At 66.4% G+C, this 24,960-nt stretch carries 24 protein-coding genes and 2 pseudogenes; 11 read left to right on the top strand and 15 right to left on the bottom strand.

What is annotated here, in order from left to right; all coding sequences use genetic code 11:
* Positions 1-46: 46 nt before the first annotated feature.
* The 4 genes from WEF05_05495 (at position 47) to WEF05_05510 (ending at position 7,194) form a co-directional block, all read left to right on the top strand.
* The gene (locus WEF05_05495; protein ID MEX1101345.1) at positions 47-2,791 is read left to right on the top strand and encodes an AAA family ATPase; all 2,745 of its coding nucleotides are present in this window, start codon (positions 47-49) and stop codon (positions 2,789-2,791) included.
* Between the two features lie 81 nt (positions 2,792-2,872).
* The gene (locus WEF05_05500) at positions 2,873-3,607 is read left to right on the top strand and encodes a trypsin-like serine protease (protein MEX1101346.1); all 735 of its coding nucleotides are present in this window, start codon (positions 2,873-2,875) and stop codon (positions 3,605-3,607) included.
* Between the two features lie 108 nt (positions 3,608-3,715).
* A complete protein-coding gene (locus tag WEF05_05505) occupies positions 3,716-4,453 on the top strand; it encodes a hypothetical protein (protein MEX1101347.1) in 738 nt (245 codons plus the stop codon).
* Between the two features lie 425 nt (positions 4,454-4,878).
* On the top strand, positions 4,879-7,194 hold the full coding sequence (locus WEF05_05510) for an aminotransferase class III-fold pyridoxal phosphate-dependent enzyme (protein MEX1101348.1): 2,316 nt from the start codon (positions 4,879-4,881) through the stop codon (positions 7,192-7,194).
* A gap of 93 nt (positions 7,195-7,287) precedes the next feature.
* Here the strand turns inward: WEF05_05510 and WEF05_05515 are convergent, their stop codons facing one another.
* On the bottom strand, positions 7,288-7,461 hold the full coding sequence (locus WEF05_05515; GenBank protein ID MEX1101349.1) for an FAD-dependent oxidoreductase: 174 nt from the start codon (positions 7,459-7,461) through the stop codon (positions 7,288-7,290).
* A gap of 73 nt (positions 7,462-7,534) precedes the next feature.
* Between WEF05_05515 and WEF05_05520 the strand changes: the two genes are divergently transcribed.
* The 4 genes from WEF05_05520 (at position 7,535) to WEF05_05535 (ending at position 9,466) form a co-directional block, all read left to right on the top strand.
* Entirely contained in the window at positions 7,535-8,020 is a 486-nt protein-coding gene (locus WEF05_05520) for a hypothetical protein (protein MEX1101350.1), read from the top strand.
* A 233-nt stretch (positions 8,021-8,253) separates the two neighbouring features.
* Positions 8,254-8,706: a DinB family protein gene (locus WEF05_05525; protein MEX1101351.1), complete on the top strand. Its 453-nt coding sequence runs from the start codon at positions 8,254-8,256 to the stop codon at positions 8,704-8,706.
* A complete protein-coding gene (locus tag WEF05_05530; GenBank protein ID MEX1101352.1) occupies positions 8,703-8,897 on the top strand; it encodes a hypothetical protein in 195 nt (64 codons plus the stop codon). The genes WEF05_05525 and WEF05_05530 overlap by 4 nt, the downstream gene beginning before the upstream one ends.
* A complete protein-coding gene (locus WEF05_05535; GenBank protein MEX1101353.1) occupies positions 8,894-9,466 on the top strand; it encodes a class I SAM-dependent methyltransferase in 573 nt (190 codons plus the stop codon). The genes WEF05_05530 and WEF05_05535 overlap by 4 nt, the downstream gene beginning before the upstream one ends.
* A gap of 607 nt (positions 9,467-10,073) precedes the next feature.
* Here WEF05_05535 and WEF05_05540 read toward each other — a convergent pair.
* The 3 genes from WEF05_05540 to WEF05_05550 all read right to left on the bottom strand — a co-directional run bounded on the left by WEF05_05540 (position 10,074) and on the right by WEF05_05550 (position 12,439).
* Entirely contained in the window at positions 10,074-10,400 is a 327-nt protein-coding gene (locus WEF05_05540) for a hypothetical protein (protein ID MEX1101354.1), read from the bottom strand.
* 141 nt (positions 10,401-10,541) lie between these two features.
* Complete coding sequence (locus WEF05_05545) at positions 10,542-11,198, bottom strand: dihydrofolate reductase family protein (GenBank protein MEX1101355.1); 657 nt, start codon at positions 11,196-11,198, stop codon at positions 10,542-10,544.
* 209 nt (positions 11,199-11,407) lie between these two features.
* Positions 11,408-12,439 (bottom strand): Fic family protein, encoded by a 1,032-nt coding sequence (locus WEF05_05550; GenBank protein ID MEX1101356.1) that lies wholly within the window; start codon positions 12,437-12,439, stop codon positions 11,408-11,410.
* A gap of 331 nt (positions 12,440-12,770) precedes the next feature.
* Between WEF05_05550 and WEF05_05555 the strand changes: the two are divergent.
* Positions 12,771-13,122, top strand: a pseudogene (locus WEF05_05555) (hypothetical protein).
* On the opposite strand, the pseudogene WEF05_05560 reads toward WEF05_05555, so the two are convergent.
* The 11 genes and pseudogenes from WEF05_05560 to WEF05_05610 all read right to left on the bottom strand — a co-directional run bounded on the left by WEF05_05560 (position 13,035) and on the right by WEF05_05610 (position 23,229).
* Positions 13,035-13,673, bottom strand: a pseudogene (locus WEF05_05560) (adenylate/guanylate cyclase domain-containing protein). The pseudogenes WEF05_05555 and WEF05_05560 overlap by 88 nt on opposite strands.
* The gene (locus WEF05_05565) at positions 13,643-14,263 is read right to left on the bottom strand and encodes a hypothetical protein (protein ID MEX1101357.1); all 621 of its coding nucleotides are present in this window, start codon (positions 14,261-14,263) and stop codon (positions 13,643-13,645) included. Before WEF05_05565 ends, WEF05_05560 begins: the two are co-directional and overlap by 31 nt.
* 131 nt (positions 14,264-14,394) lie before the next feature.
* Entirely contained in the window at positions 14,395-16,044 is a 1,650-nt protein-coding gene (locus tag WEF05_05570) for a LuxR family transcriptional regulator (GenBank protein ID MEX1101358.1), read from the bottom strand.
* 54 nt (positions 16,045-16,098) lie between these two features.
* Entirely contained in the window at positions 16,099-16,491 is a 393-nt protein-coding gene (locus tag WEF05_05575) for a nuclear transport factor 2 family protein (GenBank protein MEX1101359.1), read from the bottom strand.
* Between the two features lie 140 nt (positions 16,492-16,631).
* Positions 16,632-17,006: a cupin domain-containing protein gene (locus WEF05_05580; GenBank protein ID MEX1101360.1), complete on the bottom strand. Its 375-nt coding sequence runs from the start codon at positions 17,004-17,006 to the stop codon at positions 16,632-16,634.
* A 48-nt stretch (positions 17,007-17,054) separates the two neighbouring features.
* The gene (locus tag WEF05_05585; protein ID MEX1101361.1) at positions 17,055-17,591 is read right to left on the bottom strand and encodes an SRPBCC family protein; all 537 of its coding nucleotides are present in this window, start codon (positions 17,589-17,591) and stop codon (positions 17,055-17,057) included.
* Positions 17,592-17,659: 68 nt separating this feature from the next.
* The gene (locus WEF05_05590) at positions 17,660-19,066 is read right to left on the bottom strand and encodes a LuxR C-terminal-related transcriptional regulator (GenBank protein ID MEX1101362.1); all 1,407 of its coding nucleotides are present in this window, start codon (positions 19,064-19,066) and stop codon (positions 17,660-17,662) included.
* Positions 19,067-19,394: 328 nt separating this feature from the next.
* On the bottom strand, positions 19,395-19,547 hold the full coding sequence (locus WEF05_05595) for a hypothetical protein (GenBank protein ID MEX1101363.1): 153 nt from the start codon (positions 19,545-19,547) through the stop codon (positions 19,395-19,397).
* 49 nt (positions 19,548-19,596) lie between these two features.
* The gene (locus WEF05_05600; protein MEX1101364.1) at positions 19,597-20,283 is read right to left on the bottom strand and encodes a class I SAM-dependent methyltransferase; all 687 of its coding nucleotides are present in this window, start codon (positions 20,281-20,283) and stop codon (positions 19,597-19,599) included.
* 50 nt (positions 20,284-20,333) lie between these two features.
* Positions 20,334-21,542 carry a hypothetical protein gene (locus WEF05_05605; GenBank protein MEX1101365.1) on the bottom strand — a complete coding sequence of 403 codons (1,209 nt, stop codon included), beginning with the start codon at positions 21,540-21,542 and terminating at the stop codon, positions 20,334-20,336.
* A gap of 475 nt (positions 21,543-22,017) precedes the next feature.
* Positions 22,018-23,229 (bottom strand): right-handed parallel beta-helix repeat-containing protein, encoded by a 1,212-nt coding sequence (locus WEF05_05610; protein MEX1101366.1) that lies wholly within the window; start codon positions 23,227-23,229, stop codon positions 22,018-22,020.
* A 198-nt stretch (positions 23,230-23,427) separates the two neighbouring features.
* On the opposite strand from WEF05_05610, the gene WEF05_05615 reads away from it, so the two are divergent.
* Together WEF05_05615 and WEF05_05620 are read left to right on the top strand one after the other, a co-directional pair.
* Complete coding sequence (locus WEF05_05615; GenBank protein ID MEX1101367.1) at positions 23,428-24,252, top strand: MBL fold metallo-hydrolase; 825 nt, start codon at positions 23,428-23,430, stop codon at positions 24,250-24,252.
* A 33-nt stretch (positions 24,253-24,285) separates the two neighbouring features.
* The gene (locus WEF05_05620) at positions 24,286-24,936 is read left to right on the top strand and encodes a VOC family protein (GenBank protein MEX1101368.1); all 651 of its coding nucleotides are present in this window, start codon (positions 24,286-24,288) and stop codon (positions 24,934-24,936) included.
* Positions 24,937-24,960: the final 24 nt, after the last annotated feature.

The following is a 24,960-nucleotide window of genomic DNA, read 5'->3' on the forward strand; positions in this document are numbered from 1 at the left end:
TGGCGTGGTTCACGCCGCCCCGCCGCTCCTGTAGAAACGCCTCAAGGTGGCCCCAGTCGCGATCATCGGGCGAGCCGAGGAGCTCGCTGCCATCGCCCGCTTCTTCGAGGATGCGCGTCCGGGGTCAAGCGCGCTGGTGCTCGAGGGCGACGCCGGGATCGGCAAGACGACGCTCTGGCGCGAAGCTGTTCGGCTCGCGGAGCGCACAAGCCTCATCCTGTCGTCGCGGGCATCCGAAGCCGAGGCGAGGATGTCGTTCGCGGTCCTCGGCGACCTTCTGACTCCCGTGCTGGAAGGGCCGATGGCCGAGCTGCCCGCCGGCCAGCGGAACGCCCTCGAGGCCGCCTTGCTGTTGGGGTCGCCGGGTCCCACCCGTCCAGATGCCCGAGCGGTTTCCCTCGCGGTCCTCGGGGTGCTGCGGGCACTTGCCTCCGGCGCCCCGCTCACGATCGCGGTCGACGACGCGCAGTGGATAGATGCCCCGTCGGCCCGCGCGCTCGCGTTCGCGCTACGTCGCCTCGAGGACGAGCCCGTGACGCTCGTCGCGGCGACGCGATCCCCGACCGGCGCGTCCGATTTGCTGGACCTCATGGGCTCGCTCCGGGACGGCGTCGATCGACTGACGATCGGTCCGATCGCCCGCGTGCCGCTCGGACGGCTGCTCCGTCAACGACTGGAGGACGATGTCGCTTCGCCGCTGGTGCAACGGATCCACGAGGCCTCGGGCGGCAATCCGTTCTTCGCGCTCGAGATCGGTCGAGCGCTCGAGGGTGCAGACGCGCTCCTGACGCCGGGGGAGCCATTGCCGGTGCCGGCGGACCTCCGCGAGCTCCTCCGCCGCAGGCTGAGGGCGCTTCCTCGATCCACGCGCGATGCCCTCCTCGTCGCTGCGAGCTCCGCGCAACGCACGGTACCGCTCGTCGAGAAAGTCAAGGGATCGGCCACGGGGCTGGCCGAGGCGGAGGACGCGGGGATCGTCCTGGTGCGCGGCACGTCGATCGAGTTCACGCATCCGCTCTTCGCGTCGACGGTCTACGAGAGCGCGTCCACGGGCGATCGACGCGCCGCGCACGCCGGGCTAGCGAACGCCGTGAAGGATCCCGAGGAACGAGCGCGGCACCTGGCGCTCTGTTCGACCGGACCGAGCGAAGAGGTCGCCCGTGTCCTCGAGGAGGCGGGCGATCGCGCAGTGGCGAGGGGGGCTCCGCTCGGCGCCACCGAGCTCTACGGGCTGGCTGCCACCCTCACCCCTCCGCAGGAGGCCGACAGCCTCCAGATGCGACGCCTCCGGTCCGCACAAACCCTCTTCGCCGCCGGAGATACGCGCGGCGCCCGCGAGCTCGTCGAGCAGATCCTTGCCGAGACGGTACCGGGCCTCGTTCGCGCGCAGACGATGTACTCCCTCTCATTCATGAGCTGGAACGACCTCCCTCGCGTGAAGGGGTTGCTCGAGCTGGCCTTCGAGGAGATCGATGGGAACGGCTACATCCGAGGACTGATCCTTGCGGACCTGGCGTGGGTCGAGCTCGGCGCCTGTGATCCGGCATCGGCCCTGCCGTGGGCGAAGGCCGCCGTCGAGCTGGCGGAAGAGGTGAACGATCCGTTCCTGCTCCGAAGCGCGCTGGCGGCCCTGGCCTCCGTCGAGGCTGTCCTCGGTCACGACCCCGCCGACCTCCTCGATCGAGGCATCTCCAAGGAGGGCTCGCTCGCGTACGGCGAGGTGACGACACCGCGGACCTGCCTCGGACGGTTCCAGCTGTGGAAGGGCGCGCTCGACGCGGCACGAGACACGCTGCACGTCGAGCTCGAGCGATACCTCGAGCAGGGCCACGAGTCGGCGTCATGGGACGTGCGGGCGTCGCTCGCTGAGGTGGAACACCGTGCCGGACATTGGCGGCTCGCCGCCGACCACGCCCTCGAAGCACGGGAGATCGTGCTCGAGGCGGGCTGGATCGATGTGCTGGGCGAGGTCGCAGCCGTGAAGGCGGCGATCGAGGCCGCGACAGGGAGAGTCGAGGAAGCTCGCGACGATGGCATCGAAGCCCTTGCTGCGTGTGAGCGGACGGCAGACCGCTGGAACGAGATCAGGGCGCGCGCGGCCTTGGGCTTCCTCGAGGTGTCGCTCGGGGACGCCGCGGCAGCGCACGCCTGGCTCGCTCCGGCAACCGAGATGACGGAGCGGATGGACCTTCGGGAGCCCGGAGCCTTCCCGTTCGTGTCCGACGAGATCGAAGCGCTCGTGGCACTCGGTGAGCTCGAGCCCGCCGAACGGCTCACCGACCGGTTGGACGACCACGGGCGGGCGCTCGACCGCCCGCTGGCGCTCGCGACGGCCGCCCGGTGCCGCGGCCTGGTCGCCGGGGCGCGGGGAGATCTCGAAGGGGCCGAAGCGCATCTGCAGCGATCCCTCCACGAGCACTCGCGGACGCAGCACCCCTTGGAGCTCGGACGGACGCTGCTGGTGGGGGGCTCGGTGCGCCGGCGGATGCGCCAGAAGAAGGGCGCGCGCGACCTCCTTCAGCAGGCGCTCATGACATTCGAGGAACTGGGCGCGCCGTTGTGGTCGCAGCGGGCCCAAGGTGAGCTCGCGAGGATCGGAGGCCGGGCACCCTTCTCGACTGCGCTCACCCCCACGGAGGCGCAGATCGCACGCCTCGTCGCCGAGGGGAAAACGAACCGTGAGGTCGCCGAGGCCCTCTTCGTGAGCGTGCACACCGTCGAAGCCAACCTGACGCGCATCTACCGGAAGTTGGACGTGCGCTCGAGGACCGAGCTCGCGAGGAAGCTCTAGAAACGTAGGGGTTTCCGGGATTCCTCTCCTAATGCTGCTCCCTAGGGTCGGCTTCCCGGCCCCAGACTAAGGGAGAGAGTTATGCGGAAGGTGCTGGTTACCTGGGCAGCACTCGCGATCGTGCTGTCGGTGAGTCCATCCGTCGGCGCTGTCAATGGCGGCTTGGACGGCAACGCGCATCCGAACGTGGGCGTGATGATCGTTGCGGACAGCAACGGCGACTGGTTTGAGTTCTGCGGCGGCGTGTTGATTTCGTCAACGGAGTTCCTTACCAACTACAACTGCCCCGGCGCCGTTGCGTTCGCGCAATCGATCGGCGGCCACGCGGAGATCACGTTCGACCCAGTCGCCTGGCCCCCCAAGGAGGCGAGGTGGCGGACAGTCGAAGCCGGCTACATCCACCCGGACGCGAACCCCAAGAACGGCACCAACCTCTACGGGATCGCCGTGCTCGCCACCCCCGTCCGAGGGATTACACCAGCCGAGCTCCCCACGCTGCAGCAGCTCGCGTCGATCAAGAAAACGCAGCGGCTTACCGTCGTCGGCTACGGCTCGGACCCCGCTGTCCGACGGTCCGCGACGGCGACGATCGCGGCGATTGATCCCGGCACGATCGCGGTCCTGAATAACGCGAAGGCGACCGGGCAAGGTGGCGTGTGCGGAGACGGGGGCGCCCCGTATTTCCTCGGGGATTCCAACGTCGTGGTCGCCGTGGCCGACGGCGAGGTCGGGAGGTGCAACGCGATCTCGTGGGCGTTCAGGAACGACACGGAGACCGCACGCTCGTTCCTGGACGACTTCGTCAGCGTGCCGTAACGGCACGCTGACCGAGGAGCGGCGACGGCGTTGGCCGCTGGGGTGGCCAACGCCGTCGCCCCGCCCTCGCCAGGAGCCGGCATGGCTTGATTGAAGGAGGTCTTCGGGATGACGACGAAACAGGTCGAGCCCGATCTCGATTCGCGGAGGGATCAGGAAATCAGACAGGAGCAGGCCCGCCGGCGACGCAGGATCGGGGCGTTCGCCCTGGCAGCGGTGATCGGTGTAGCAGCGGTCGCGCTTCTCCTGGTGATACGTCCAGGGCAGGACACGATCACACCGGCGAACGAACCCTCGGTGATCAACCCGGTGGATCCTTCAGCGGTGGCGGTCGCCACGAGGTTTGTCGAGGCATTCGGTGCTTTCGACGGTAAGGAGGCGATTACCTATCTGGCCGATAACCCATACCTCGAGATGGACGCAACCACCCCGGAGGAAGTGCCAGCGTTCACCTCCTTCCTCGAAGCTCAGGGCTACGAACAGATCCCCGTCGGAGGATGCTCTGTAACGGGTAGCTCCGCCTCTGGCACCGCGGTGCGTTGCCGGTTCAATTGGCACGCCATCAGGTCCGACGAGATCGGACTGGGTCCCTACCCCGGCTTCTGGGATCTCACCGTTCGTGATGGAGAGATCGGTTCCGTGTCCCTGTATTGGGAGATCAAGAAGTTCTCGCCGCAGATGTGGGAGCCTTTCAGAAACTGGGTGTCCTCGACGTATCCGAAAAACTTCGCGGTGATGTACGTCGACTCGGGGTCCAACTTCCGGCTCACCGAGGAGTCGATCGGGCTCTGGGAGCTACGCACCAAGGAGTACGTGGAGAAAGTGAATCAGGGAAACGCGGGGTAGTGAATCGCTGCTGTGGGAGGTACCCCTCTTAACCTGTGGGAGTTCCTCCAGAAGAGTGGGAAGCCGTGTGGTGAGGGAGTTCTGAGAACACCCCACTGCTTACGATTGGCGAGCGAGTGATCAGCCGCGCGAACGTGCGCCGCGACGACCGGCGAGACGAGAACCGGCGCGTCGGACCGATCACGAACGCGCTCGCCCACGCCCCGAGATGGCTCGGGTACAACCTCGGGGCCTAGCGGGGGGCTCGAGGAGCAGATCGGATTCGAACCCGACGGCCTCGTCTGAGACCTCGTCCACCAGTCGGGTGCGTTCACGCTGCGGGACAGCGGCACCATCACCCGTACCCGTCGCTTGCCGGCGTTCCCGGTACGACGTTCGCCGGTGCGGGCATGGTCACCGCTATTAGGATGAGCGACGTGAACGAAATGGGCCTCGACGACGTGCTCTCCACTGCTCCGCCGGCTCTTCCGGCGGAGGAGGCAGCCGCGCTGGCGCTCGAGTTGTTCGGGGCCGAAGGGACGGCGACAGCGGTGGGAAGCGAGCGCGACCAGACGTTCGTTCTGGGTGGCCCTCGTCCGGCGGTGATGAAGATCTCGAACGAGGCCGAAGATCCCGCCAGGCTCGATATGGAGGCCCGTGCCGCGTTCCACGCGCTGGCCGCCGATCCGGGGCTGGCGGTCGCAACACCGTGGGCTGCTCTGAGAACGGATCCGTCCCGAGGCCCGGCGGCGTATCGGGCATCGATCCCCTCGGCGACCGGGGGCGTGCACCAGGTCAGGATGTACGCACGCATGCCGGGGACGGCTTCGGTCGATGAGTCGACGCTGAGCGACGCCGCCGTGAGCGCATGGGGAGAGACCGCTGCGCGGCTGGGGCGCGCGCTTCGGGGGTTCTTCGATCCCGGGGCCTCGCGTGCGGTGTTCTGGGATCCCCAGCATGCGCTCGCGCTTCGCCCGCTGGTCTCAGCGGTCGCGGATCATCGGATGCGCGCGCTCATCGAGCGAACGCTTGACCGCTACGAGGCGGTCGTGGTCCCGGGGTGGTCCACGCTGCGCCATCAGGTGATCCACGGCGATCTCTGTGCGGACAACATGCTCGTGGACGACGATGGCGTGATCACGGGCATCATCGATTTCGGAGATATGAGCTTCACGGCGCTGGTCGTCGACTTGGCAGCGGTGATCGAGTCCCTGGTCTCGGGTCGAAGCGGCGACGAGGTCTTGCGGGTAGCGCGCATGGCGATGGACGGGTTCGAGCGTGTGCTCCCCCTGGAACCCGGAGAACGCGCGATCCTCGGGGAACTCGTCGCGGCCAGATCTTGCGCAGCATCGATCCTTCCTTCGTGGCGCTCCTCGATGTACGAAGACCCCGAGGCCTTCGCAGCTCAGTATCACGAGGATGCCTTCGAGCTCCTCAAGCTGTTTGACGAGATGGGCTTCGAGGACGTGGCCCGAAGATTGGGCGGGCGAGAGCCCGGCACCATGGTCGCCTTCGACGACCTGGTCGGCCGCCGCGCCAACGTGCTCGGCTCCGCGCTCACCGGACTCTCATACGCTCAACCGCTTCACATCGTTCGGGGTGAGGGTCCCTGGCTCTTCGACCACGAGGACCGCCGCTACCTCGATGCGTACAACAACGTGCCCGTCGTCGGGCATTGTCACCCTCGCGTGACCGGAGCGATCGCACGGCAAGCCCGCGTGCTCAACACGAACATGCGCTATCTGCACGCGACGGTGCTCGATCTAGCCGAGCGACTGGTGGCGACCACCGAGGGCGAACTGGACACAGTGATGTTCGTGAACTCCGGTTCAGAGGCCAACGATCTGGCTTGGCGGATCGCCATCGCGGCCACCGGCAACAGCGGCGGGCTCTGTACGGCCTATGCCTACCATGGGGTGAGCGAGACCACGACGTGGCTTTCCCCGGAGGCCTGGTCGAAAGGAGCGCGTCCCGACCACGTCGAGACCTGGCGCCCCCCCGACGCCTACCGGGGCTTGCATATGGACCCGTCCGAGTTCCCCTCTGCGATTGCCCGTCTCGCCGAGCGAGGTCACGCGCCCGCCGTCGCGATCTTGGACGGAGTGCTCACGAGCGACGGGATCCTCGATCTCGATCCCGAGTACGTGACAGCGTGCGTGGACGCACTGCACCGCGCTGGTGGCCTCTGGATCGCGGATGAGGTTCAGGGGGGGCACGGTCGCACCGGAGACGCGATGTGGTCCTACCAACGTCTCGGGATCGCACCCGACTTCGTCACCATCGGTAAGCCCATGGGCAACGGACACCCGGTGGCAGCGGTGATCACCAGGAGCGACATCGTCGACCGCTTCGCCGAGACCACCGACTATTTCTCTACGTTCGGCGGCAACCCCGTGTCGACAGCCGCTGCCAGCGCGGTCCTCGACGTGATCGAGGATGAACGACTCTTGAACAACGCTCGTGAAGTGGGTACCTATCTCCTCGCCCGACTGCTCGAGGTCAAGGCCGACCACCCGATCATCGGAGACGTGCGTGGCATGGGGCTTGCCTGCGGGGTCGAGATCGTGACGGACCCTGCTTCCAAGCAGCCGGACGCCGGCGCCGCCGAGCGGATCATCAACGGGCTCCGACAACACGGGGTGCTCGTCGGCACCACCGGTGCGGCGGACAACACGCTCAAGGTCCGCCCCCCGCTCGTGTTCGGCCGCGCGGAGGCAGATCTCTTGGTGGAAACCCTCCGCGACGTGCTCACGGGTGGATGACTCTGCGATGCCCTCGGCAAGACGGAGATGATGGGTGAGTGATATCCCTCGGCGCGCTCGTGCGCAGCTGGAGCCCGATCCGGGTGTGTGGGTTCAGATGTCGACCGCGCAGCGCTCGCCGCTCGGGATCGCTCCCTCCATGAACCCTGGGAAGTCCCACTCTGTCGCGTCACCGGCGAAGTGGATATTCCCTTCACGCACTCCCTCGATCCCGGAGAACCCGGTGAACTGGCCGGGCTTCCAGTACGGAACGCTCCCTTGACCCATGGGTCGTTGAGGCCCGCCGGGTCCGTTCGGAACACGATGTGCAAGAGGATCGGCTCTCCGGAGCCACTCGAACATGCCGAATGCGCGAGAACGCCAGTCGCGCGCGAGCCAGTCGGCCACGCGGCGCCAGAGTGGCACGTTCCACGCGCTGGCCGCCGATCCGGGGCTGGCGGTCGCAACACCGTGGGCTGCTCTGAGAACGGATCCGTCCCGAGGCCCGGCGGCGTATCGGGCATCGATCCCCTCGGCGACCGGGGGCGTGCACCAGGTCAGGATGTACGCACGCATGCCGGGGACGGCTTCGGTCGATGAGTCGACGCTGAGCGACGCCGCCGTGAGCGCATGGGGAGAGACCGCTGCGCGGCTGGGGCGCGCGCTTCGGGGGTTCTTCGATCCCGGGGCCTCGCGTGCGGTGTTCTGGGATCCCCAGCATGCGCTCGCGCTTCGCCCGCTGGTCTCAGCGGTCGCGGATCATCGGATGCGCGCGCTCATCGAGCGAACGCTTGACCGCTACGAGGCGGTCTGGTCCCGGGGTGGTCCACGCTGCGCCATCAGGTGATCCACGGCGACCTCGGTGCGGACAACGTGCTCGTGGACGACAACCGCGACAGCTGCTGCCACTGCGGTCCTCGACGTGATCGAGGAGGCGGCCCTTTCCGGTTCGATATTCCAAGCACCATCCGATGGTCCCTCCGGCTCGATCGCTCTCGCAGCACCCCGAATTCCAGCGCGGCCGAAGGCATAGTCTGTGTCCACGAGAGCGGGCCGACACCGGAAGGGGATGGGTACCCGATGAACGAGGATACGGTGCTGCAAGAAGAACTCGAGGCTGGCACGAGTCTGACGCAAGCTATCCAGGACGCGCCTCACGACCTACGTCCCGTCGACGGAGTCGTTCCGGGCTGGTCGCTCCATGACACCTTGTGGCATGTGGCCTACTGGGTCAACCACGCCGCAGACGTCATCGAGGCCGTACAACCCGGCGAGCCGTTCCCCGAGGAACCGGTAGAAGCCGAGTACTACGACGCGAAGAACGCGGAGGCCTTCCCCCAGGGTCGCACCATGGAATGGAACCATGTCGTCGCCCATCTCGAACACGGGCGCGAACGGGCACGGCAGGCACTCGCGGCGTGCGACGAGGCGAACAGCGACGCGGCCGCTGATCGGCTCATGGAAGAAGTCGAGCACTACCGCGAGCATGACGCCCAGATCCGGGCGTTCCTCGCCCCGCAGGAGACCGCGTGAGCGAGCCATCGGTCATCGTGCTCACCGGCGCCACGGTGAGAGCAGGCATGGAGGGGCAGGAGGCCTCGCTCGCCGAGCGGATGGACGCCACCATGCGGGGGGCACCCGGATTCATCTCGTCGAAGGACTTCACCGCCGAAGATGGCGTTGAGATGGCGGGTCCGATCGCGATGGATCCTCTGCTTCGATGAACGAAGGGCACAACGAGCTGTGCTCGAGCCCCGATTGGGCCGAGTACCTTCGAACCGATGTGCTCCCCCTCGTTCTCGATGGAGTCGACCTGGGATCCGACATGGTCGAGGTTGGTCCGGGCTTCGGTCTCGCGACCGATATCCTTCGGCACCGCGTGTCGAGTCTGACCGCCGTCGAGATCGACCCGGCTCTCGCAGTGAGCCTTGCAGCGCGCCTGGCTGACACCAACGTCAACGTGCTTGAAGCAGACGGGACCCACCTACCGCTCGACTCCGGGCGCTTCAGTTCGGCGGCCTCGTTCACCATGCTTCACCACGTTCCGTCCGTTTCCGACCAGGACGCGCTCTTGACCGAACTGGCGCGCGTGCTGCGAGTCGGAGGTGTGCTGGTCGGGGCGGACAGCCTCGATGACCCAGAGTTCAGGGAGTTCCATAGAGGTGACGTGTGCGTTCCCGTCGATCCGGGGGAACTGCCGGATCGGCTCCGACGCTCCGGATTCTCGGATGTGCGCGTGGGGACCTCGGGCGACACTCTCTGGTTCGTCGCTCGCACGGCTCCGAACTCCTAGCGCTGGGTACCGCTCCAGTCCCCAGGCTTCGACGAGCCGACCGACTTGCCTACTCGGCCGAAACGGGGTTCCGTGGGTCTGCTCGGGGTCGGAGCTTGTCCGGGTCGTCGATGGGTACCGCGTGCACCCGACCCACCGAACCGTCGACCTCCAAGTGACCTCCGGATGCGGAGTGCTCGGCTTCGACAACGCAGAGGGCGAGGGTTCCGTAACGGGGCGTGCGGTCGGCGCTTCGAACGTCGCCGACGACCTTGCCCTCCGAGCTCACCTCGGCTCCGTGCTTCGGCACCTTCTCACCCTTCAGCGGGAGACACCCTGGCTGGGGGCCCGGGACGCGACGTCCTGGATGCGGTGGACGTCATAGGGAGAAACACCGTTCGCGGTGGTCGGGGTCGGGACGTGTGCTTCGTCGAACCGGGCGACGATGTCCGCGGATGCGAGGATGTGCGGATGCGCGTGACCCAAGGCTAGTTCAAGCCCTACCGGACTCCTCCACAGCCGGGATCCGCTCTCCAATAGGTGTGCACAGCGGCGGAAGCCAGGCGATGGAACGAGACGCCGGCGTCAGAGTTGCCTATGACACCCTTGATGAAGCATCGAGCCCACGCTAAAGGTGGCGAACCGGCGCGGCTGGCGGCGGTGCCGAGAAGTCCATCGGATGAATCTCCTCGACCTTCGAGCGGAACCATGAGTCGAACTCGCGATCGGAGCCCGCGAGCTTGCCGAGGAACTCGGACGCGCCGGGCCCATCGAGGACAACGACCGTGAGCTGGCTCCCGTCCGGGTTTTCCTGGAGCCACGCGGCGTGCGTCGTCAGGCCGAGGCGCTCGTTCATCTCGTCGAACTCCGACTTGCGGGCGCCGGTCACCTCACCGGCCCAGGCCTTCCAGTCGTCCGCTCTCCCGGGCTTGATCGGTACCGCAAAAGCCTCCATGCGCCCCCTCCCTGGTCGCGATGCCGACGGAGCGTAGTCGAGCTGGCGAGCTCGGGCAACGCGAGGAGCTCTCGTTCGGACGCGGTGACACGAGGTTCTCACCTCCGCGGGTCCACAAGCTCGCCACGAGCGCGGGCTCGGCTATCGACGGATGAAGGTCAGGTGGGTGACACCGCTGGGAGACGAGACCGCCTCGATGCCGTAGCGTTCCTCGACGCCCTCGATGCCGTCCCAAAGGCGAACGCCGCGGCCGAGGAGGATCGGCACCTGCACGACGTGGAGCGTGTCGATGAGGTCGGCAGCGAGGAAGTCGCGGACGACGGTTGGGCCACCGCCGATACGCACGTCGAGGTCGCCCGCTGCTTCCCGGGCGACGTCGAGCGCCTCCTGCGGGTTGGCGTCGACGAATTGGAACACGGTGCCGCCCTCCATCTCGATCGGCGGGCGCGGGTAGTGCGTAAGCACGAACACCGGCGTGTGGAACGGCGGGTTCGGCCCCCACCAGCCACGCCACTCGTCGTCGGTTCCGACGTCGGTCCACGGGCCGGTCTGCGCGCCGAATTTGCCCCGACCCATGATCTCGGCGCCGATGCCGAGGCCATGGCGTTCGGCGAACGAGTGGTCGACACCCTCCGTGCCACCAGCTTCGCCGACCATCGAGCGCCAAAACCGGGTGGTGAACATCCACTCGTGCAGGCGTTCCCCGGCGTGACCGAACGGGGCGTCGAGCGTGATGCCGTCGCCCGTCCCGAACCCGTCCAGGGAGATCGAGAAGTTGTGGACACGGACCTGGGACATGGGTGCCTCCTACCCTGAGAAACGAACGGCCCTGACCTGCTGTGAGTGCTACCCCTCTTGACCTGTGGGTACTCTTGAATGGAGCCCGAATCCGTGCAGGTGAGCGGGTCATGACTTCCTCCGAACCTCAACATGCACTAGTTGTGACTAGTTGTGGTAGTTGTGGCGCGAGGCAAGGGATGACGCTGAGCAGAAGCTCGCCGGGCGCTCTATGAGAACGGCCTCCGCGGAAGCCCGAAGGCCTCTCCCGACACCGTGAGCCGCCGGCCAAGCTCGGTGATGATCCGGTCCCGTGCGGACGATGCCGTCTCGATCTCTATGAAGAGCCTGTCGGCCACGACCCCGTACAGCCTCTCGCCGGCGAAGTAGCGACGCCCCCGGCGTTCCCCTTCCGATGCCAGGAGTCCACTTGCCACCGCCGTGGTGAGGTCTTTCGTTGCGGTCGCTGGGCTCACGTCTGTGAGCGAGCGGTAGTAGCCGGCGGTCACGTCACGTCCGAAGAACGCGTCCCATAGCGCGTTCGCAAGCCGGCGGTCCATCCCCACGTCCTCCGCGGCCTCTTCGACCGCCATCCACACCTGCTGCTCGGTGTTGAGCCGCAGATCCAGCGCCCGCACCTGTCGTACCTGGGCGTCGAGATGCCCGTGCACGAACGGCGTGACGTCCGCGTCGCGATCGAACATCGACCCGAGGCAGCCGAAGAGCCCGTAGTAGTCCTGCAGGTGGTACCCCCACCATTCCTCGAGCGATGTGAACTCGCGCCGCTTGAATCCACCCCTGTACATCGCGAGCGAGGCAAGGATCCGAGCGGATCGTCCATTCCCGTCCACGAAGGGGTGGATGGCTGCGACGACGACGTGGATCCATGCGGCGGCAACTGCGCTGTGGAAGCCCGCTTGCTGCATCCGGGTGACAGCCTCCTCGACCAAGGCATCAACCTGTTCGCCGGGGGGTGGGAGGAACACCTCTTCGCCGGTAGCGCGGTTGGTCACCCACACCTGCTTATCCGTGCGGAGTCGGCCAGCACCCTGGGCGTAGCGACCGGCGAGGACACGATCATGGAGTCCGACTATCAGACCGCGATCCCATGAGAACGCCGGGTCATCAGCTTGGCGGAGGACGAAGTTCATGGCGTCTCGATAGCCCTCAACCAGTTCTCGGTCCAGCGGTTCTACCTCGGGCGGTCGGTCTCCTGCCAGGATCCGGCGCACCTCGTCAACGGTGACGTTGACGCCCTCCATGCGGGTTGACGCGGCCACAGCCTCTGCCTCGAGGTCGCGGCGAAGCCGCCCCTCCCAGGTACGGGGGAGCACTCGGATGTCGAGGCGGTCCTTCCAGGCGTCGAGCTCTTCGACGAAGCCTCGGATGCCGTCCGTCTCGGTAAAGGGGAGCATGGTGACTCCATTCTATCACTCAAACGCTAGCGATTCCATCTTTGAATCGCTATCCCTCAAACGCTAGCGATGGCCTTTTGGAAACCTTCGCGGCGTTCATCACGAGCCGGTTGGGGACATTGAATGAAGGCGAGCGACCCACGTGCACCGCTGGTCCTGAAGGCGGGCGACCGGAGCCGTCGTCCATTCGGACCGCGGGAGCCAATTACGTCCGGGCGCTTCGAAACGCCGGGCTGCAGGGGTCCATGGGTCGGACCGGAACGTGTGCGGACGACGCCGGCATGGAATCGTTCTTCTCGTTGCTCCAGAAGAACGTGCTCAACCAGAAGCGCTGGGCCTGCAGAGAGGAGCTACGCCTGGCGATCGTGAACTGGATCCGAGGCCACGTACATCGCCGGCGCCGCCAACGCGGTCTCCCCAAGCGGGATCCATCACTCCTACGTCAACCGACCAGCCTTCCCTCCAACAGCCAAGTCTTCATGTCACCCTTCCCCTTGACGACGACCATCCCCCGCTCCTCGAGGGCGTAGCGCCCACGGAGCCGCCGGTAGGTTCGCTCCGTCACCTGGATGCTGCCCGGAAGGCCATTGGACTCCATCCGACTCGCTGTGTTGACTGTGTCGCCCCAAAGGTCATAGATGAACCGGCGCACGCCGATCACGCCGGCGACCGCGGGTCCCGTGTCGATCCCGATGCGCAGCTGAACGGGCGAACCGAGTTGGTGATCGATCGCGTCCGGCCCGGCCATCATCTCGAGCGCCATGTCGGCGATGGCTTCGGCATGATCCGAGCGAGGCACCGGGATGCCGCCGGCCACCATGTACGCGTCACCGATCGTCTTGATCTTCTCGAGCCCATGCCGTTCGGCGAGCCGATCGAACCATGAGAACAACCCGTTCAAGAGCTCGACGATCTCCTCAGGCTGCGCGGCTGCTGACAACGTCGTGAAGTCCACGATGTCCGCGAAGAGCACCGTCACGTCGTCGAAGCCATCGGCGATCGTGCCCTCCGAGTCCCGCAATCGAGCCGCGACCGAAGCCGGAAGGACATTCAGGAGGAGGCGCTCGGACTTCGCCCGCTCGTGCTCTCGCTCGAGCACGAAGAACCGCAGAGCAGAAAGGCGGTGGCCGAGACGCCTGCGAGGTTGAGGACGAAGAACGAGATCATCACCGACGTGGGGATCTTTGACGTCGGCTCAAGGAGCGGGTCCACGAGGCCCGACAGAACGAGGACGACCGCGTATGCCCCGAACCAGTTGATCGAATCGCGGGCCCCACTGAACATCAGCGCCGCAATGGGTGCCGTGAACGACCAGAGCACTACCGCGCTTGAGGGGACGAAGCCACCGAGGCTCAGCTGCAAAAAGAAGGGGAGCATCAGCATCATCGCCAACTGGCTCAAACGGAAGAATCGGAGCCGCTTCGTTCGTGAGAATGCCACCAGGGATCCGATCGAGATGACCTGGTAGACGAGCGGAATGGCGGCAGCGACCGGGAGGCCCGACGAGAAGTACGTGACGACCCACACGGTCGAGAGCGCGGTGATGAGGCAAGTGGAAAGGGTTGTGACCGTCTTGTCGAGTCGTTCCTGTTCGTCGTCCTCAGGCGTGATGCCGGTCACCGCAAGCCGGCGGATCAGTCGCTGCGCACTCGTGACGGCCGAAGAGGTCATGCGACGAGCATAGTGACCTGACCCTCATTCCTGACCGGAAGCGTCGTCCCTGGTCTGCGGCTCGGCGACGTCATCGACCTGTCCGCACAGCTGGGGGAGGGTTCCTCGACGCAGGGAGTAGGACCCGGGGATCACAGCTGGGGCGACTTTGTGGTGAGGCCGTGCTCGTAGGCGTATGCGGTGGCAGCTGCCCGCGACGACAGACCAAGCTTGGTGAAGATGTGGCTCAGGTGGCTCGCGGCTGTCTTCTCGCTGATGAAGAGCTGGTCGGCGATCTGCCGGTTCGTCTTGCCTTGAGCGACGAGCCCGAGCACCTCGAGCTCGCGTGCCGTGAGACCGCCTGGAACCGCTCGGCGATCCGGAGTGGATATGGAGTCGGCCCACGTCAGGTCCGGTGAGGCTCCCAGGGCTGCGAACACCTGGCGGGCGGCATCGAGCTCCATCTTGGCGCCGTCGGCGTCGCCCAGCGCCCGGCACACCAGCGCGATGACCACTCGCGCTCGGGCGGCTTCGTGCGGCGCCTCGATCTCGCGCCAAACCGTCCACGCCCGGCGCAGGGACACCAATGCCGCCGGAGCATCCCCTTCGGCCAGGAGTACCACGCCGGACATGTGTGCTGCGAGGGCTTGAAGGAACGGCTGGTTCAGGTTGGCGGCGAGGGCGGTCAGCTCGTCAGCCGCGACGCGGGCCGTTTCCACGTCGCCCGTGGCCACGACGATCTCGACGAAGGGCCCCAGCATCGAGGCGCGCGTGATCGGATCCTCCGCCTCGCCGAGCGCCCGGCGGATCGTGGCGTCGGCGACGTCGACCCGGCCCTGAGCCAAGCGCAGCAACGCGAGACCCGGTTGCGGCTCGCGGCCTGCTTCGTGGGCGGCGCCGTAGGAACGCTCAGCCGCTGTGAACTCACCACGCAGGCGGTGGAGCTCACCGCGAAGATATGATGCCGCACCGAGGATCCGCGGGCCTACGGAATCCGCGAGCCGGGCGAGGGCGAACTCCAGCTCCTCCAGCGCATCAGACCATTTGCCGTGCAGCTGCATGATCTCGGCCCGGTGCACGAGACACTCACCGCGGTACAGCACGAGCTCGGGCTGTGCGTCGCACCATCGGCTGAGGGCAGACGTCCACTCCTGAGCCCGGCGGATGTCGAACAGCTCGTGGCAACCCTCGATCACCGTGCAATACGCGTCGCCCACCGCGATCGGGGACACGTCGCTTGCGCCGACAGCGACCATCGCTTCATCGAGCAAGGCGACGCCGCTGTCGATCTCGCCGAGGTAGAGCAGACACCTGCCCTGGCCGATCCGGGCGAGCGTGATGAGCTCGGGATCTCGGTAGCGGTCGCCGATCGCGACGGCCTCGCCGAAGCCTCCGAGGGCGGTAGCTACATCACCGGAGAACACGGCGCGCAAGGAAGCGGCGTAGCGCATGTAGCCCTGCTCGACGCAGTCGAGCTTGCGATCGTCGAGCAGGCGCTGCGCGCGGTCGACCCAACCCCCGCCTCGAGCCAGCTCACCGTTGTTCAACAGGCTGAAGGCGAGCCAGAACGCGCACCGTGCGGCTCGGGCGACCTCACCGATCCGCGCACACTCCTTGTGAGCCTGAGCCCACACGTCCGAGCTCTCCTCGCCGTGCCCGGCCAGGTAGGCAGCGGACGCGAGCCGCTCGAGATCCTCGACCTCGAGCGGCTCGTCCCGCGCCGCTGCCGAAAGGTGCTCGTACGCACCGCGCCACGCATGGCGGTCGAAGGCATCCCGGCCTTGATCGACCCCGTCGCCCATGGGCAGAGTCTCGTCCATGCGGGCCGCGGGTGCTATCGGCCCGAGCCGGGGTGATCAATCCCAGAACGATCCGCTTCCGGCGGGCGCGGCACTGATCATCCACAGTTCGGCGATCCGATCGCCTTCGAACCGGTAGACGAACATGTTGTTCGTCTCGAGCGTGCGCCCTTGACGGCCCAGGGCCGCGTGTTCCCACTCCGTCGCCCACCGTTCGTCGGCGATGCAGAACAGCTGCTCAAGCTTCACGTCACCGTCCGTCAGCTCGAAGATGGCGCCCATGGCTCCCAGGAAGCCGGCAACGCCCTCGTGGTCGCCGGGCCGAGGAAGGGGTCCTCGGACGTGGAAGATCATGTCGTCGGTGAACAGCCCCGACAACGTGTCCCGGTCGTTCTCGAAGACCGCCTTCGTCATGCGGTTGATCACCGTCACGTTCGGGTGGTCGCTCATGATTCCTCCCTCGTGGGCCGCCTTGGCCCCTCGGTGATGAACGTAGGAGACAGCCCACGTCAGGGCATCGGGAGAAACGTGGAACTAGCCAGTCGACTCGCATCGGTAGTTCTACTGATGACAGGTGGCCGACCGACTGATCAGCCTGCAGCCTCCATGTTCCGCATGACGACTTCCATCGTCTCGTTCAGCTTGTCGGTCGGGCTGAACTCCACTACCTGCGTGTCTGCCGTCAGGGTCGGCGTATGACCCGGGGGAGCGAAGTAGGCCTCACCCGCGGTGATCTCGTCTGACGTGCCGTCGGTGTAGTTGAATACCAACTTGCCTTTGATGACATAGCCCCAATGCTCAGCCTGGCACCTGTCGTCTGGGAGGCCCTTGAACATGTCCGAGATGTCCGCGTCGACCGAGTACTCCTCGAACCCGATCGTGTAGGGACCCACCTGCCCGTAGTGCCCCTCGAACCCTTCACCGGACTCGTGCTGTGAGGCTGTCTGTTCCGACACCTTGCCCATGGTCTGTCTCCTCTCCTCGTCCGTCGGCGTGCGAGGCGCGCCGGCGTTCTAGTGCTGGTCTGCTGACGCGACCAGGTTGCGGAGCGTCTTCCTCGCTCCCTTGTTGATCATCACGCGCATGAGCGGCCGCACCAGACCGAGGGTGAGCATCCACGGCGGGTTCGTCCACCGGGCGACGTGCCCGCGGTAGCTGAGGGTGCGCCCGTCGCCGTCCTCCGCGATCTCATAGCGGTGGATGATCGTGGTGTCGCCTTCCCACTTGGCTCCCTTCTTCGGCGTGAGGTGGCCTTCCGTGACGAACTCGAACAGGTGCGGGCGAGCCGCCTCGGTCACGACCGAGTGGTCGGTGAAGGTCCCGCCGAGATCGTTGCCGGTGCTGTCGAACTCGGTTCCCACGCTCGCCGCACCGACGGGCGCCTGCACGGAGCTGAGCCCGAACTTCCCCTTGTGCATCGACCCGCCCCAGACGCCGTGGCGCCGGATATCCGCGAGGGCTCCGTAGATTCGCTCTGTCGAGACTTTCGTCGAGATCCGTGCGACCGCATCGGGGATCGAGGTGTGGTTTTGCCTGGTGCTGGTTCGCATGCGCTGCCTCCTTGATGGGGTAGATCAAGGATGTCCAAAGGCAGACGGGCCAGCATCGGGAACCTTCCCTATTTCTCGGCGAGGAAGCGCTGCGCATAGGCCCCGGCCTCAGCGCGGTTCCGCATTCCGAGCTTGGCCAGGATGTTGCTGACGTGGTGGCCGGCTGTCTTCGTGCTGATGAACAAGCGCGCCGCGATCTCGGCATTGGTAAGTCCTTGGCCGAGGAGCGCCAACACCTCCCGCTCCCGCCGGGTGAGGGTCTGTAGCCCCTTGGCCCCTGAGCGCCCAGAGGCCCCGAGATCGCGCAACAGGCGCGCAGCCATGTCGGCGTCGCGTACGGACCCGATCCCTTCGAAGGCGGAAAGCGCGATCCTCGCCTCCTCGACCGCTAGTGAATCGTCCTTGGAGGCGCGGGCGAGCAGAGCCAACTCCAGCCGCGTCCGAGCCGCCTGCAAGGGGAGCGAAGACGTCCCAAAAAGCTCGAGCGCGCGCTCGAGGTGACCTCGGGCGCCGCCTGCCTCTCTCGCCCCCGCGAGCCTTCCGGCGGCGAGTTGAGCCATCGCCTCGTCCTGGGACCGCTCCGACGCGTGCGCGATCGCCTCCAGCAACGACGCTGCTTCCGAAGCTGCCGCGAGGTGACCTCGGACGATCTCGACTTGAACGAGCGCCGAGAGCACGGGGCTCGCAAGGATCGTGCTGGTTCCGATCACATTCAATCGTCGCCGCAGCACGGCGACCGCGACGGAGGGCTCGTCGCGGGCAAGATGAAGCTCTGCCAGCGGAAGCGCCATCTCGGGGAGATCTTCGAGTCCGGTCATGAGTTGGTCGGCTTCCTCGAACCGACTCTGGTCGATGCGGATCGACGCCAACAAGCTCGCCGGATGGACGCATCGGGAGGGCCGGACAGTTCCGTCGAGGGTAGCGAGGGCTGATTGCAGTGTCTGCTCGGCCTCGCTCCAGCGTCCTTCATTGACCTGAGATTCCGCGTCGCACACGGAGCAGAACGTCAGGAGGGGCGGATGCTGATGGCGCTGCATGTAGTCGTTGAAGACGTCGAGCCACTGCTCGGTCCGAGACATATCGGCGGCAGTCATGCAGGCCTCGACCATCCCGCAGAAGACGTCGCCCAAGACTCTCGGATCCTTGGTGAGGCCCCCGGTCGCTGCAGCGAGGGCGGCATCGAAGGAATCCATCCCTTCGTTCACCCGGCCGAGCTGAACTTCGGCGATCCCAAGTTGAGCGAGCGCATAGATCTCGAGTTCATGATCCTGGAACTCAGTCGATGCGCTGCGCGCTCGCAGGGCGTGTTCGAGCGCTGCGGAGGGATCGGAGGCTCGACTCGCTTCGCAGATCGCGATCCATCCGAGCTCGGGGCATAGCCCCTCATCCTTGAGTGCGTCCTTCGCCCGGAGCAGCCACCCGTTGGTTGCCGCATCGTTGTCCAGCGCCTCGGAGTACTCCTGTGCGATCCGCACGGCGCTTCGACTCGCCCCGCGCCGATCGCCCGCGGACAAGCGAGCTGCGTACGCGCGCTCCCACGCGGCGATCGCCGATCGAGGATCATTCAGCCACCAACATGCCTCGGCGAGGGCATCACTGGCGTCCGGGCCGGGGTCTTCGACAGGTTCAAGGAGCGAGCGAACGAGGGTCCAATCTCCCAGCCTGGCCGCAGCACCCGAGGCTTCTAGGATCTCGGAGACCATGGTTCTGCCATCTTCGCACGCGGCTTAGCGAGAGCTCTACCTCAAGCAGCGGCCGGGATGTACTGGCCCCCCCGGATCGCTTCCGGGGGGGGGGATCTCGCTAGACGAGCGGCTCCCTCGCATCGACGAGCGCCGGAGACGAAGGCTTGTAGCCCTTGACGATGAGGTAGATGCCGATCGACGGCTCCCACAGAGCTTCCGGGATCGTCATGAGACCCTGGATCGGGCCACCGGCCTCGATCACGTCGAACATGACGAGGGTCCCAGCGATGATTATCAGGTTGCGCCGGCGTTCTTGTCGCTCATCTTCGAACTTCCTCCCTCTTGACCAACAGGTGGTGATAGCTATAGCCGTCGAGGGCCTCGTCCGCGGCCTCGACGACCTGAAGCCCTGCGTCGGCGAGCCACGCGTCGACCCGTTCGCGGTCAGGGTAGAAGTGATATCCACCGGTCTCGCGCTCGATGAGCTCGCCGTACACGGCGGGGAGCCCTGCCGCTTGGGTAGCCCCATGTGCGCGCTCGAGTTCCTCGCGCTCGGTCTCTTCCACAGTGAGGTACAGGTGACCGAGTGGGCGGATCGCTCGGTGGAGGTTCCCGACGACCAGAGGCCATTCCTCGGGAGGAACGTGCTCCATCGCGTCGACGCACATCGCCGCGTCGAAGTCTCGGTCGAAGACGAGCTCCTGCAGACCGAGGTGTTCGAACCGCAGGTCCGGGTGCTTCGACAGGGCCTGGTCGAGCATCCCTGCCGACTGATCCGCACCGACGTATCGGCGGCCGGCCTCCAGAACCATGCTCGCGTAGGGCCCCGTGCCGCATGGCACATCGAGCAATGATCCATCCCTCGAGACGGTCGCGATCAATCGGTCCACGAAGCTGCGATGCGTTGGAGTCACCGGATCGTAGCCATCGTCATAGGTCGGGGCGTCGCGTGTGTAGTCGGCCTCGACCGCCGCTCGCCGCTCTGCCAACCACGCCGCTCGCTCCATGCCGCCAAGCGTACCGGTCGGTCGCCCCGGGGGCGCCGCCGCCGCGGACGCTAGATCATCACCACGAAGGTATCCGCGTCGCAGCGCGGGTGGCCCGACGTTGCATCGCAGTTGACCCAGACGCTGTGGGAACCCGTAACCCCCCAGCCGGAGCGTTGGATGACCATCCGGTACTTGTTCGTTGACGCTTGCTGCGTCTTGGAGATGCCCACTCCGTCGGTCGCGACGGTGGAGGTACCGAACGCCGGTCCCTTGCTGCCCACCCAGGCGAAGGCGCGGCCCGTGAACGTCTTGAGGGCCGCGTATCCCTGCGTGGTGGAGTACCGCGTCGATCCATCCACATAGTTCGAGTTCGTCGCGGTGTTCCATGTTCCGGAGTAGGTGGGCGTAGGCTGCGTGAGGCTGAACGGGGCTCCCTTGGCCCACGCGCTGACGTTGCCCTCGGCGTCCGTAGCTCGCACACGGAAGTTGTATGGCCCCGACGGGAAGCGGATCGCCCTCTTGTACGACCTTGCGCTGGCCGAGATGGCGATGTTCACCCACGGCCCGCCATCGGTCTGCATCTGCAACTGCTGTGAAGCGATCTCATCGGAGTCGGATGCCATCCACTTCGCGGTCACCTTGATGGTCTTGGTGGAGGTGACCGCCCCTCCGGCGAACGCGAACATCGGGGTCGTCACGACTGGAGGCCCGCCAACGACCGGACTCAACCAGGACGAGCGGGCGAGGTTCCAGTTCGCCGCAAGGTAGGACCCGCTGGGGTTCACGACGACCTTCGTGGCGTTGTAGTAGTCGTCTTTGCCGCAATCCCAGATGGAGGTCGGCGCCACCTCCGTCGGGCAGAGATATCGGAGAACGCCGCCGTCGGTGAAGTACGTGCCGCCATCGTTGTAGCACATGGTGTCGTACTCATCGAAGCAGTGGGAACCGCCCGAGGCGTGCGGAGTGTTCACCTGTACCGCCCCCAGGTTGTGACCCACTTCGTGCATGAACGCGAGCGCGTGATAGTCCTCGGAAGCGGGGTCCAGTTTGATGAACGCGAGCTTGCCCACAGATGCGTCGTTGTTGTCGTTGAGCGCGGGCTCGGGCTGCGTGTCCGATTCGAGCGACCCCTGTCCACTGTAGGGATATGCCCCACTCAGCTTGTCCACGAATACCGCATAGTCCACGTTCTTGTTGGTGAAGCCCAGTCTGGTCATGGACGCCGCCAGATCTTCATACGTGTAGAGACCGTCAGCCCCGATAGGGTCGAGCGTCACCTTGGTGATAGCGACCGAGGCGGGGCTACCGGTGCAATAGAAGCGGTACTCCTGGTTCCCCCCGGATGCACGCAGGGTGTCCGATGCGTGCGCGAGCCACCGAGGGATCAGCGCCCGGTTCGTGCTGGATGGAGTCCGGTCGCTCGGGACCCCGTACAGGACACGGATACGCCGGCCGCCGGTGAAGTCGGTCTCCGATGCCCTCTTGACACAGGGCGCCGGGGCCGAGGGCTCGCCCAAGGCGACCTCCGCCCGGTTGATCTCGATCGCCGTGGGAGCGGCGTCGGGCCCGTGCGTGCACAGATGGGAATGGGCCAACGGGACCGCCTTCAGCTTCCCGCAGGGATCCGGTGATCGTTGCGCCGACGACGCTGACACGGGAATCATCAGCATGACGACCAACACGAGCAGCGGCTTCTTCACGGCGCCTTTCCCGAGCCCTCGCGGCCGACCCTCGGGTTGCCCAACCGCCCAGTCAACAGACCACGTTCAGACACTGGGCGGGATCGCCATTCCTTCGCGCCTTGTTCTTGCCGCCGTCGATCACGCCCTCGACGGCCTCGATCCCGAGATCACCGTTCAGATCCGCGCGGTTCTGTGTGACCGTGGTCGCGGGGTCGAGGATCCGGATGCCGTCCCCAGCGTTCTCATTCGAGCGGTTCCTCAGGATCACGGTTCCGGTCGAGTCCTCGACGCGGATCCCGATCCGACTGTCGCGCGTGACATTGCGTTCGACGAGCGTGTCGGTCATCTCGCGCAGTGAGATCCCCATATCGGTGTCGAAGATCTCGTTCCGGCGCACGACGACTCCCGTCGGGCGGCCGAAGAACGACCCCTGCAACGCGACGCCGCGCAGGCTGTCGTGGAGCGAGTTCCTCTCGACTCGGACCCCATCTGCCAGGACGAAGATGGCTGCTTGATCGAAGCCGGAGATCTCGTTCTTGGCGATGCGGCCTCCGGGCGAATCCATGGAGACCCCGATATCGGTGACCTCGCCGAGATCGAGCACGTTCCCCGTGATGACGTTCCCGATGACGTCGTTGTTGCTGCCGAGGACCGATTGGACCGACGGGGCGAACCCACCACTCATGCGATTTCCTTCGATCGACGTGCCGGTCGAGGTGAACACCAGGACCTCGCTGCCGCCACGACTGTTCGACAGGACGTTGTCCGCGATCTGCGTCCCGGTGGAGCCTTGTATCGCGATCCCATTGCTGAAGTTGTCGACGATCGATGATGCTTGGATCAAGGTGTCGGACGAGTCGGTGATCTCGACGCCGCGTCGGTCGTCCGTGAGAACGAGATCCGAAAGGCGATTCCCGGTCGCGTCGACCAGGCGGACGCCCACCCCTCCGAAGTCTCGCAGGGTCCCGTCCACGACGGTGACTCCATCATGACCTGCACCGTTGTCGATCCCGTCCCACTCGAAGTCGAAGGTCCCCGGCCCGTCGATCGTGTGTCCGTTCAGGTCGATCGTGATGGCGTCGGCGCCGACGATGAGACCATCCGTCGGACAATCGATCAGGTCGCGATCCAGGACGATGCTGGTGACCACCGTCGTGCCGCAACCGATCGGGGTACCCGCCTGCGCGGGTGCCACGTCACCGAGCACAAGCGAAGTGGTCCCGAGAAGGATCAGCGCGGGCGACACGATCCTTCGGAGCGAACGCGCGTGACCTCCAACCATCGAGTCCGCCTCCAGTGCGACCGTGTAGATGCCTCCGACGCTACCGGGGCATCAACTGCAAGGTCAAGGGCTCGATCCTCGTGAGGGCGATCTCCGTGTTCGGCGGCCCCGGCCCGCCCGGCTCGCCCGCCCCGCCCGGCTCGCGCGGCCGTGTCCGTTCGACGCATGTCATCATCCCTGTTTTCGAAGGGATAGGACATGCGAGAAGTAGCTGCGGGCGTTGCGGTCTCCACGAGCCGGTACTGGCAGACGAACTCTGGGCTGGTTCGGACGGAGGCGGGCTTCGTGGTCGTAGATGGGGGTGTGCTGCCGAGCGAGATGCGAGCCCTCGCGACGGCCTGCGACGGATCGCCGATCGTCGTCGGCATCTCGACCCACGAACATTGGGACCACCTGTTGTGGTCGCCGGATCTCGGGGTCGCTGTCCCGCGCTACGCGAGCTCCGACGCGGTCGACGCCGCGATCACCGACCGCGTCGCGCTCCTCCGCCGCCTCGATCGCGAGGAGGAGGGCTGGGGCGTGCGTTGGGAACGCGACCTGTTCGCTCGAACCGTTGTGCACGACCTCGGCACGGTGGATCTCGGAGGCGCCCCGCGCTTGCAGCTGATCGCCCTTCCCGGTCACTCGACGGGGCAGGTGGGAGTGTGGGTCGGCGGCGCGGACGTGCTGTTCGTGGGAGATACGGTGTCCGACATCGATCCTCCTGCGCTGCCCGGCGACCGTGAGAGCGCACGTACCTACCTCGAAACGCTGCGTCGGACGAACGACCTCGTAGGGGAGGCTCACGTGATCGTGCCCGGCCACGGCACACCGTGTGACCCCGCGGAGGCGAGACGACGGCTCGCGCGCGATCGACGGTACCTGGACGTGCTGCTCGATAGCGTGGATCGAGAGCCCGGATCGCGGGACGTTCACGCCGTGAGCGCGCGCGTCGCTTCCATCGTCGACGACCCTCGCCTCGACACGGCAGGAGGTTCTCGACTCCACGTCGAGAACGTCGCCGACATGCTGGGGGCTCGGTGACGCGAACTCGACTACCGCTGTACGTTTGACGACGTGACCGAACCCATCACCGCCGTCGAGTTCCACGAGGCGGAGGGCGTCGAGGACTGGCGGGTGCTTTTCGACGGCGCCTACGCGCGATTCCGAACCGGATCGTTCGCCACGGGCGTCCGATTGGTGAACGCGATCGGCTCTCTCGCCGAAGCCGCGAACCACCACCCCGATGTCGACCTGCGGTACGCGGGCGTGACCGTACGCCTGTCGACCCACGAGACGGAAGGCCTGAGCGGGCGCGACATCGAACTCGCGAGGATGATCTCCGCGGCGGCGCGCGATCTGGACGTGTCCGCCGACCCGACCGGCGTCCAGGTCGTGCAGCTCACGATCGACGCTCTCGTCGGCCCCGATGTGCGGCCGTTCTGGCGCGCCGTGCTCGGATACCAGGAGGTCGGTGACGAAGACCTGATCGACCCGAACGGCCGCGGGCCGTCGATCTGGTTCCAGGGGATGGATGCTCCGCGCCAGCAGCGCAACCGCATCCACGTGGACGTCTCCGTCCCTCACGAGCAGGCGGAGGCGCGCGTCGCGGCAGCGATCGCCGCCGGCGGCCGACTGGTCGATCACGAGCACGCACCCGCCTGGTGGACACTGGCGGACGCCGAAGGTAACGAGGCGGACGTGGCCACCTGGATGGGCCGCGACTGAGCGGAGCTCGGTGGGGTATGCGCG

The organism is Actinomycetota bacterium (assembly GCA_040881665.1).
Taxonomy (GTDB): domain Bacteria; phylum Actinomycetota; class UBA4738; order UBA4738; family HRBIN12; genus JBBDWR01.

What these genes read in the sequence shown, in the direction of transcription:
- WEF05_05500 (MEX1101346.1), top strand. Translation starts at nt 2,873, where the DNA reads ATGCGGAAGGTGCTGGTTACCTGGGCAGCACTCGCGATCGTGCTGTCG.
- WEF05_05505 (MEX1101347.1), top strand. Translation starts at nt 3,716, where the DNA reads ATGACGACGAAACAGGTCGAGCCCGATCTCGATTCGCGGAGGGATCAG.
- WEF05_05510 (MEX1101348.1), top strand. Translation starts at nt 4,879, where the DNA reads ATGGGCCTCGACGACGTGCTCTCCACTGCTCCGCCGGCTCTTCCGGCG.
- WEF05_05515 (MEX1101349.1), bottom strand. Translation starts at nt 7,461, where the DNA reads ATGGGTCAAGGGAGCGTTCCGTACTGGAAGCCCGGCCAGTTCACCGGG.
- WEF05_05520 (MEX1101350.1), top strand. Translation starts at nt 7,535, where the DNA reads ATGCCGAATGCGCGAGAACGCCAGTCGCGCGCGAGCCAGTCGGCCACG.
- WEF05_05525 (MEX1101351.1), top strand. Translation starts at nt 8,254, where the DNA reads ATGAACGAGGATACGGTGCTGCAAGAAGAACTCGAGGCTGGCACGAGT.
- WEF05_05535 (MEX1101353.1), top strand. Translation starts at nt 8,894, where the DNA reads ATGAACGAAGGGCACAACGAGCTGTGCTCGAGCCCCGATTGGGCCGAG.
- WEF05_05540 (MEX1101354.1), bottom strand. Translation starts at nt 10,400, where the DNA reads ATGGAGGCTTTTGCGGTACCGATCAAGCCCGGGAGAGCGGACGACTGG.
- WEF05_05545 (MEX1101355.1), bottom strand. Translation starts at nt 11,198, where the DNA reads ATGTCCCAGGTCCGTGTCCACAACTTCTCGATCTCCCTGGACGGGTTC.
- WEF05_05550 (MEX1101356.1), bottom strand. Translation starts at nt 12,439, where the DNA reads ATGGAGGGCGTCAACGTCACCGTTGACGAGGTGCGCCGGATCCTGGCA.
- WEF05_05565 (MEX1101357.1), bottom strand. Translation starts at nt 14,263, where the DNA reads ATGACCTCTTCGGCCGTCACGAGTGCGCAGCGACTGATCCGCCGGCTT.
- WEF05_05570 (MEX1101358.1), bottom strand. Translation starts at nt 16,044, where the DNA reads ATGGGCGACGGGGTCGATCAAGGCCGGGATGCCTTCGACCGCCATGCG.
- WEF05_05575 (MEX1101359.1), bottom strand. Translation starts at nt 16,491, where the DNA reads ATGAGCGACCACCCGAACGTGACGGTGATCAACCGCATGACGAAGGCG.
- WEF05_05580 (MEX1101360.1), bottom strand. Translation starts at nt 17,006, where the DNA reads ATGGGCAAGGTGTCGGAACAGACAGCCTCACAGCACGAGTCCGGTGAA.
- WEF05_05585 (MEX1101361.1), bottom strand. Translation starts at nt 17,591, where the DNA reads ATGCGAACCAGCACCAGGCAAAACCACACCTCGATCCCCGATGCGGTC.
- WEF05_05595 (MEX1101363.1), bottom strand. Translation starts at nt 19,547, where the DNA reads ATGTTCGACGTGATCGAGGCCGGTGGCCCGATCCAGGGTCTCATGACG.
- WEF05_05600 (MEX1101364.1), bottom strand. Translation starts at nt 20,283, where the DNA reads ATGGAGCGAGCGGCGTGGTTGGCAGAGCGGCGAGCGGCGGTCGAGGCC.
- WEF05_05610 (MEX1101366.1), bottom strand. Translation starts at nt 23,229, where the DNA reads ATGGTTGGAGGTCACGCGCGTTCGCTCCGAAGGATCGTGTCGCCCGCG.
- WEF05_05615 (MEX1101367.1), top strand. Translation starts at nt 23,428, where the DNA reads ATGCGAGAAGTAGCTGCGGGCGTTGCGGTCTCCACGAGCCGGTACTGG.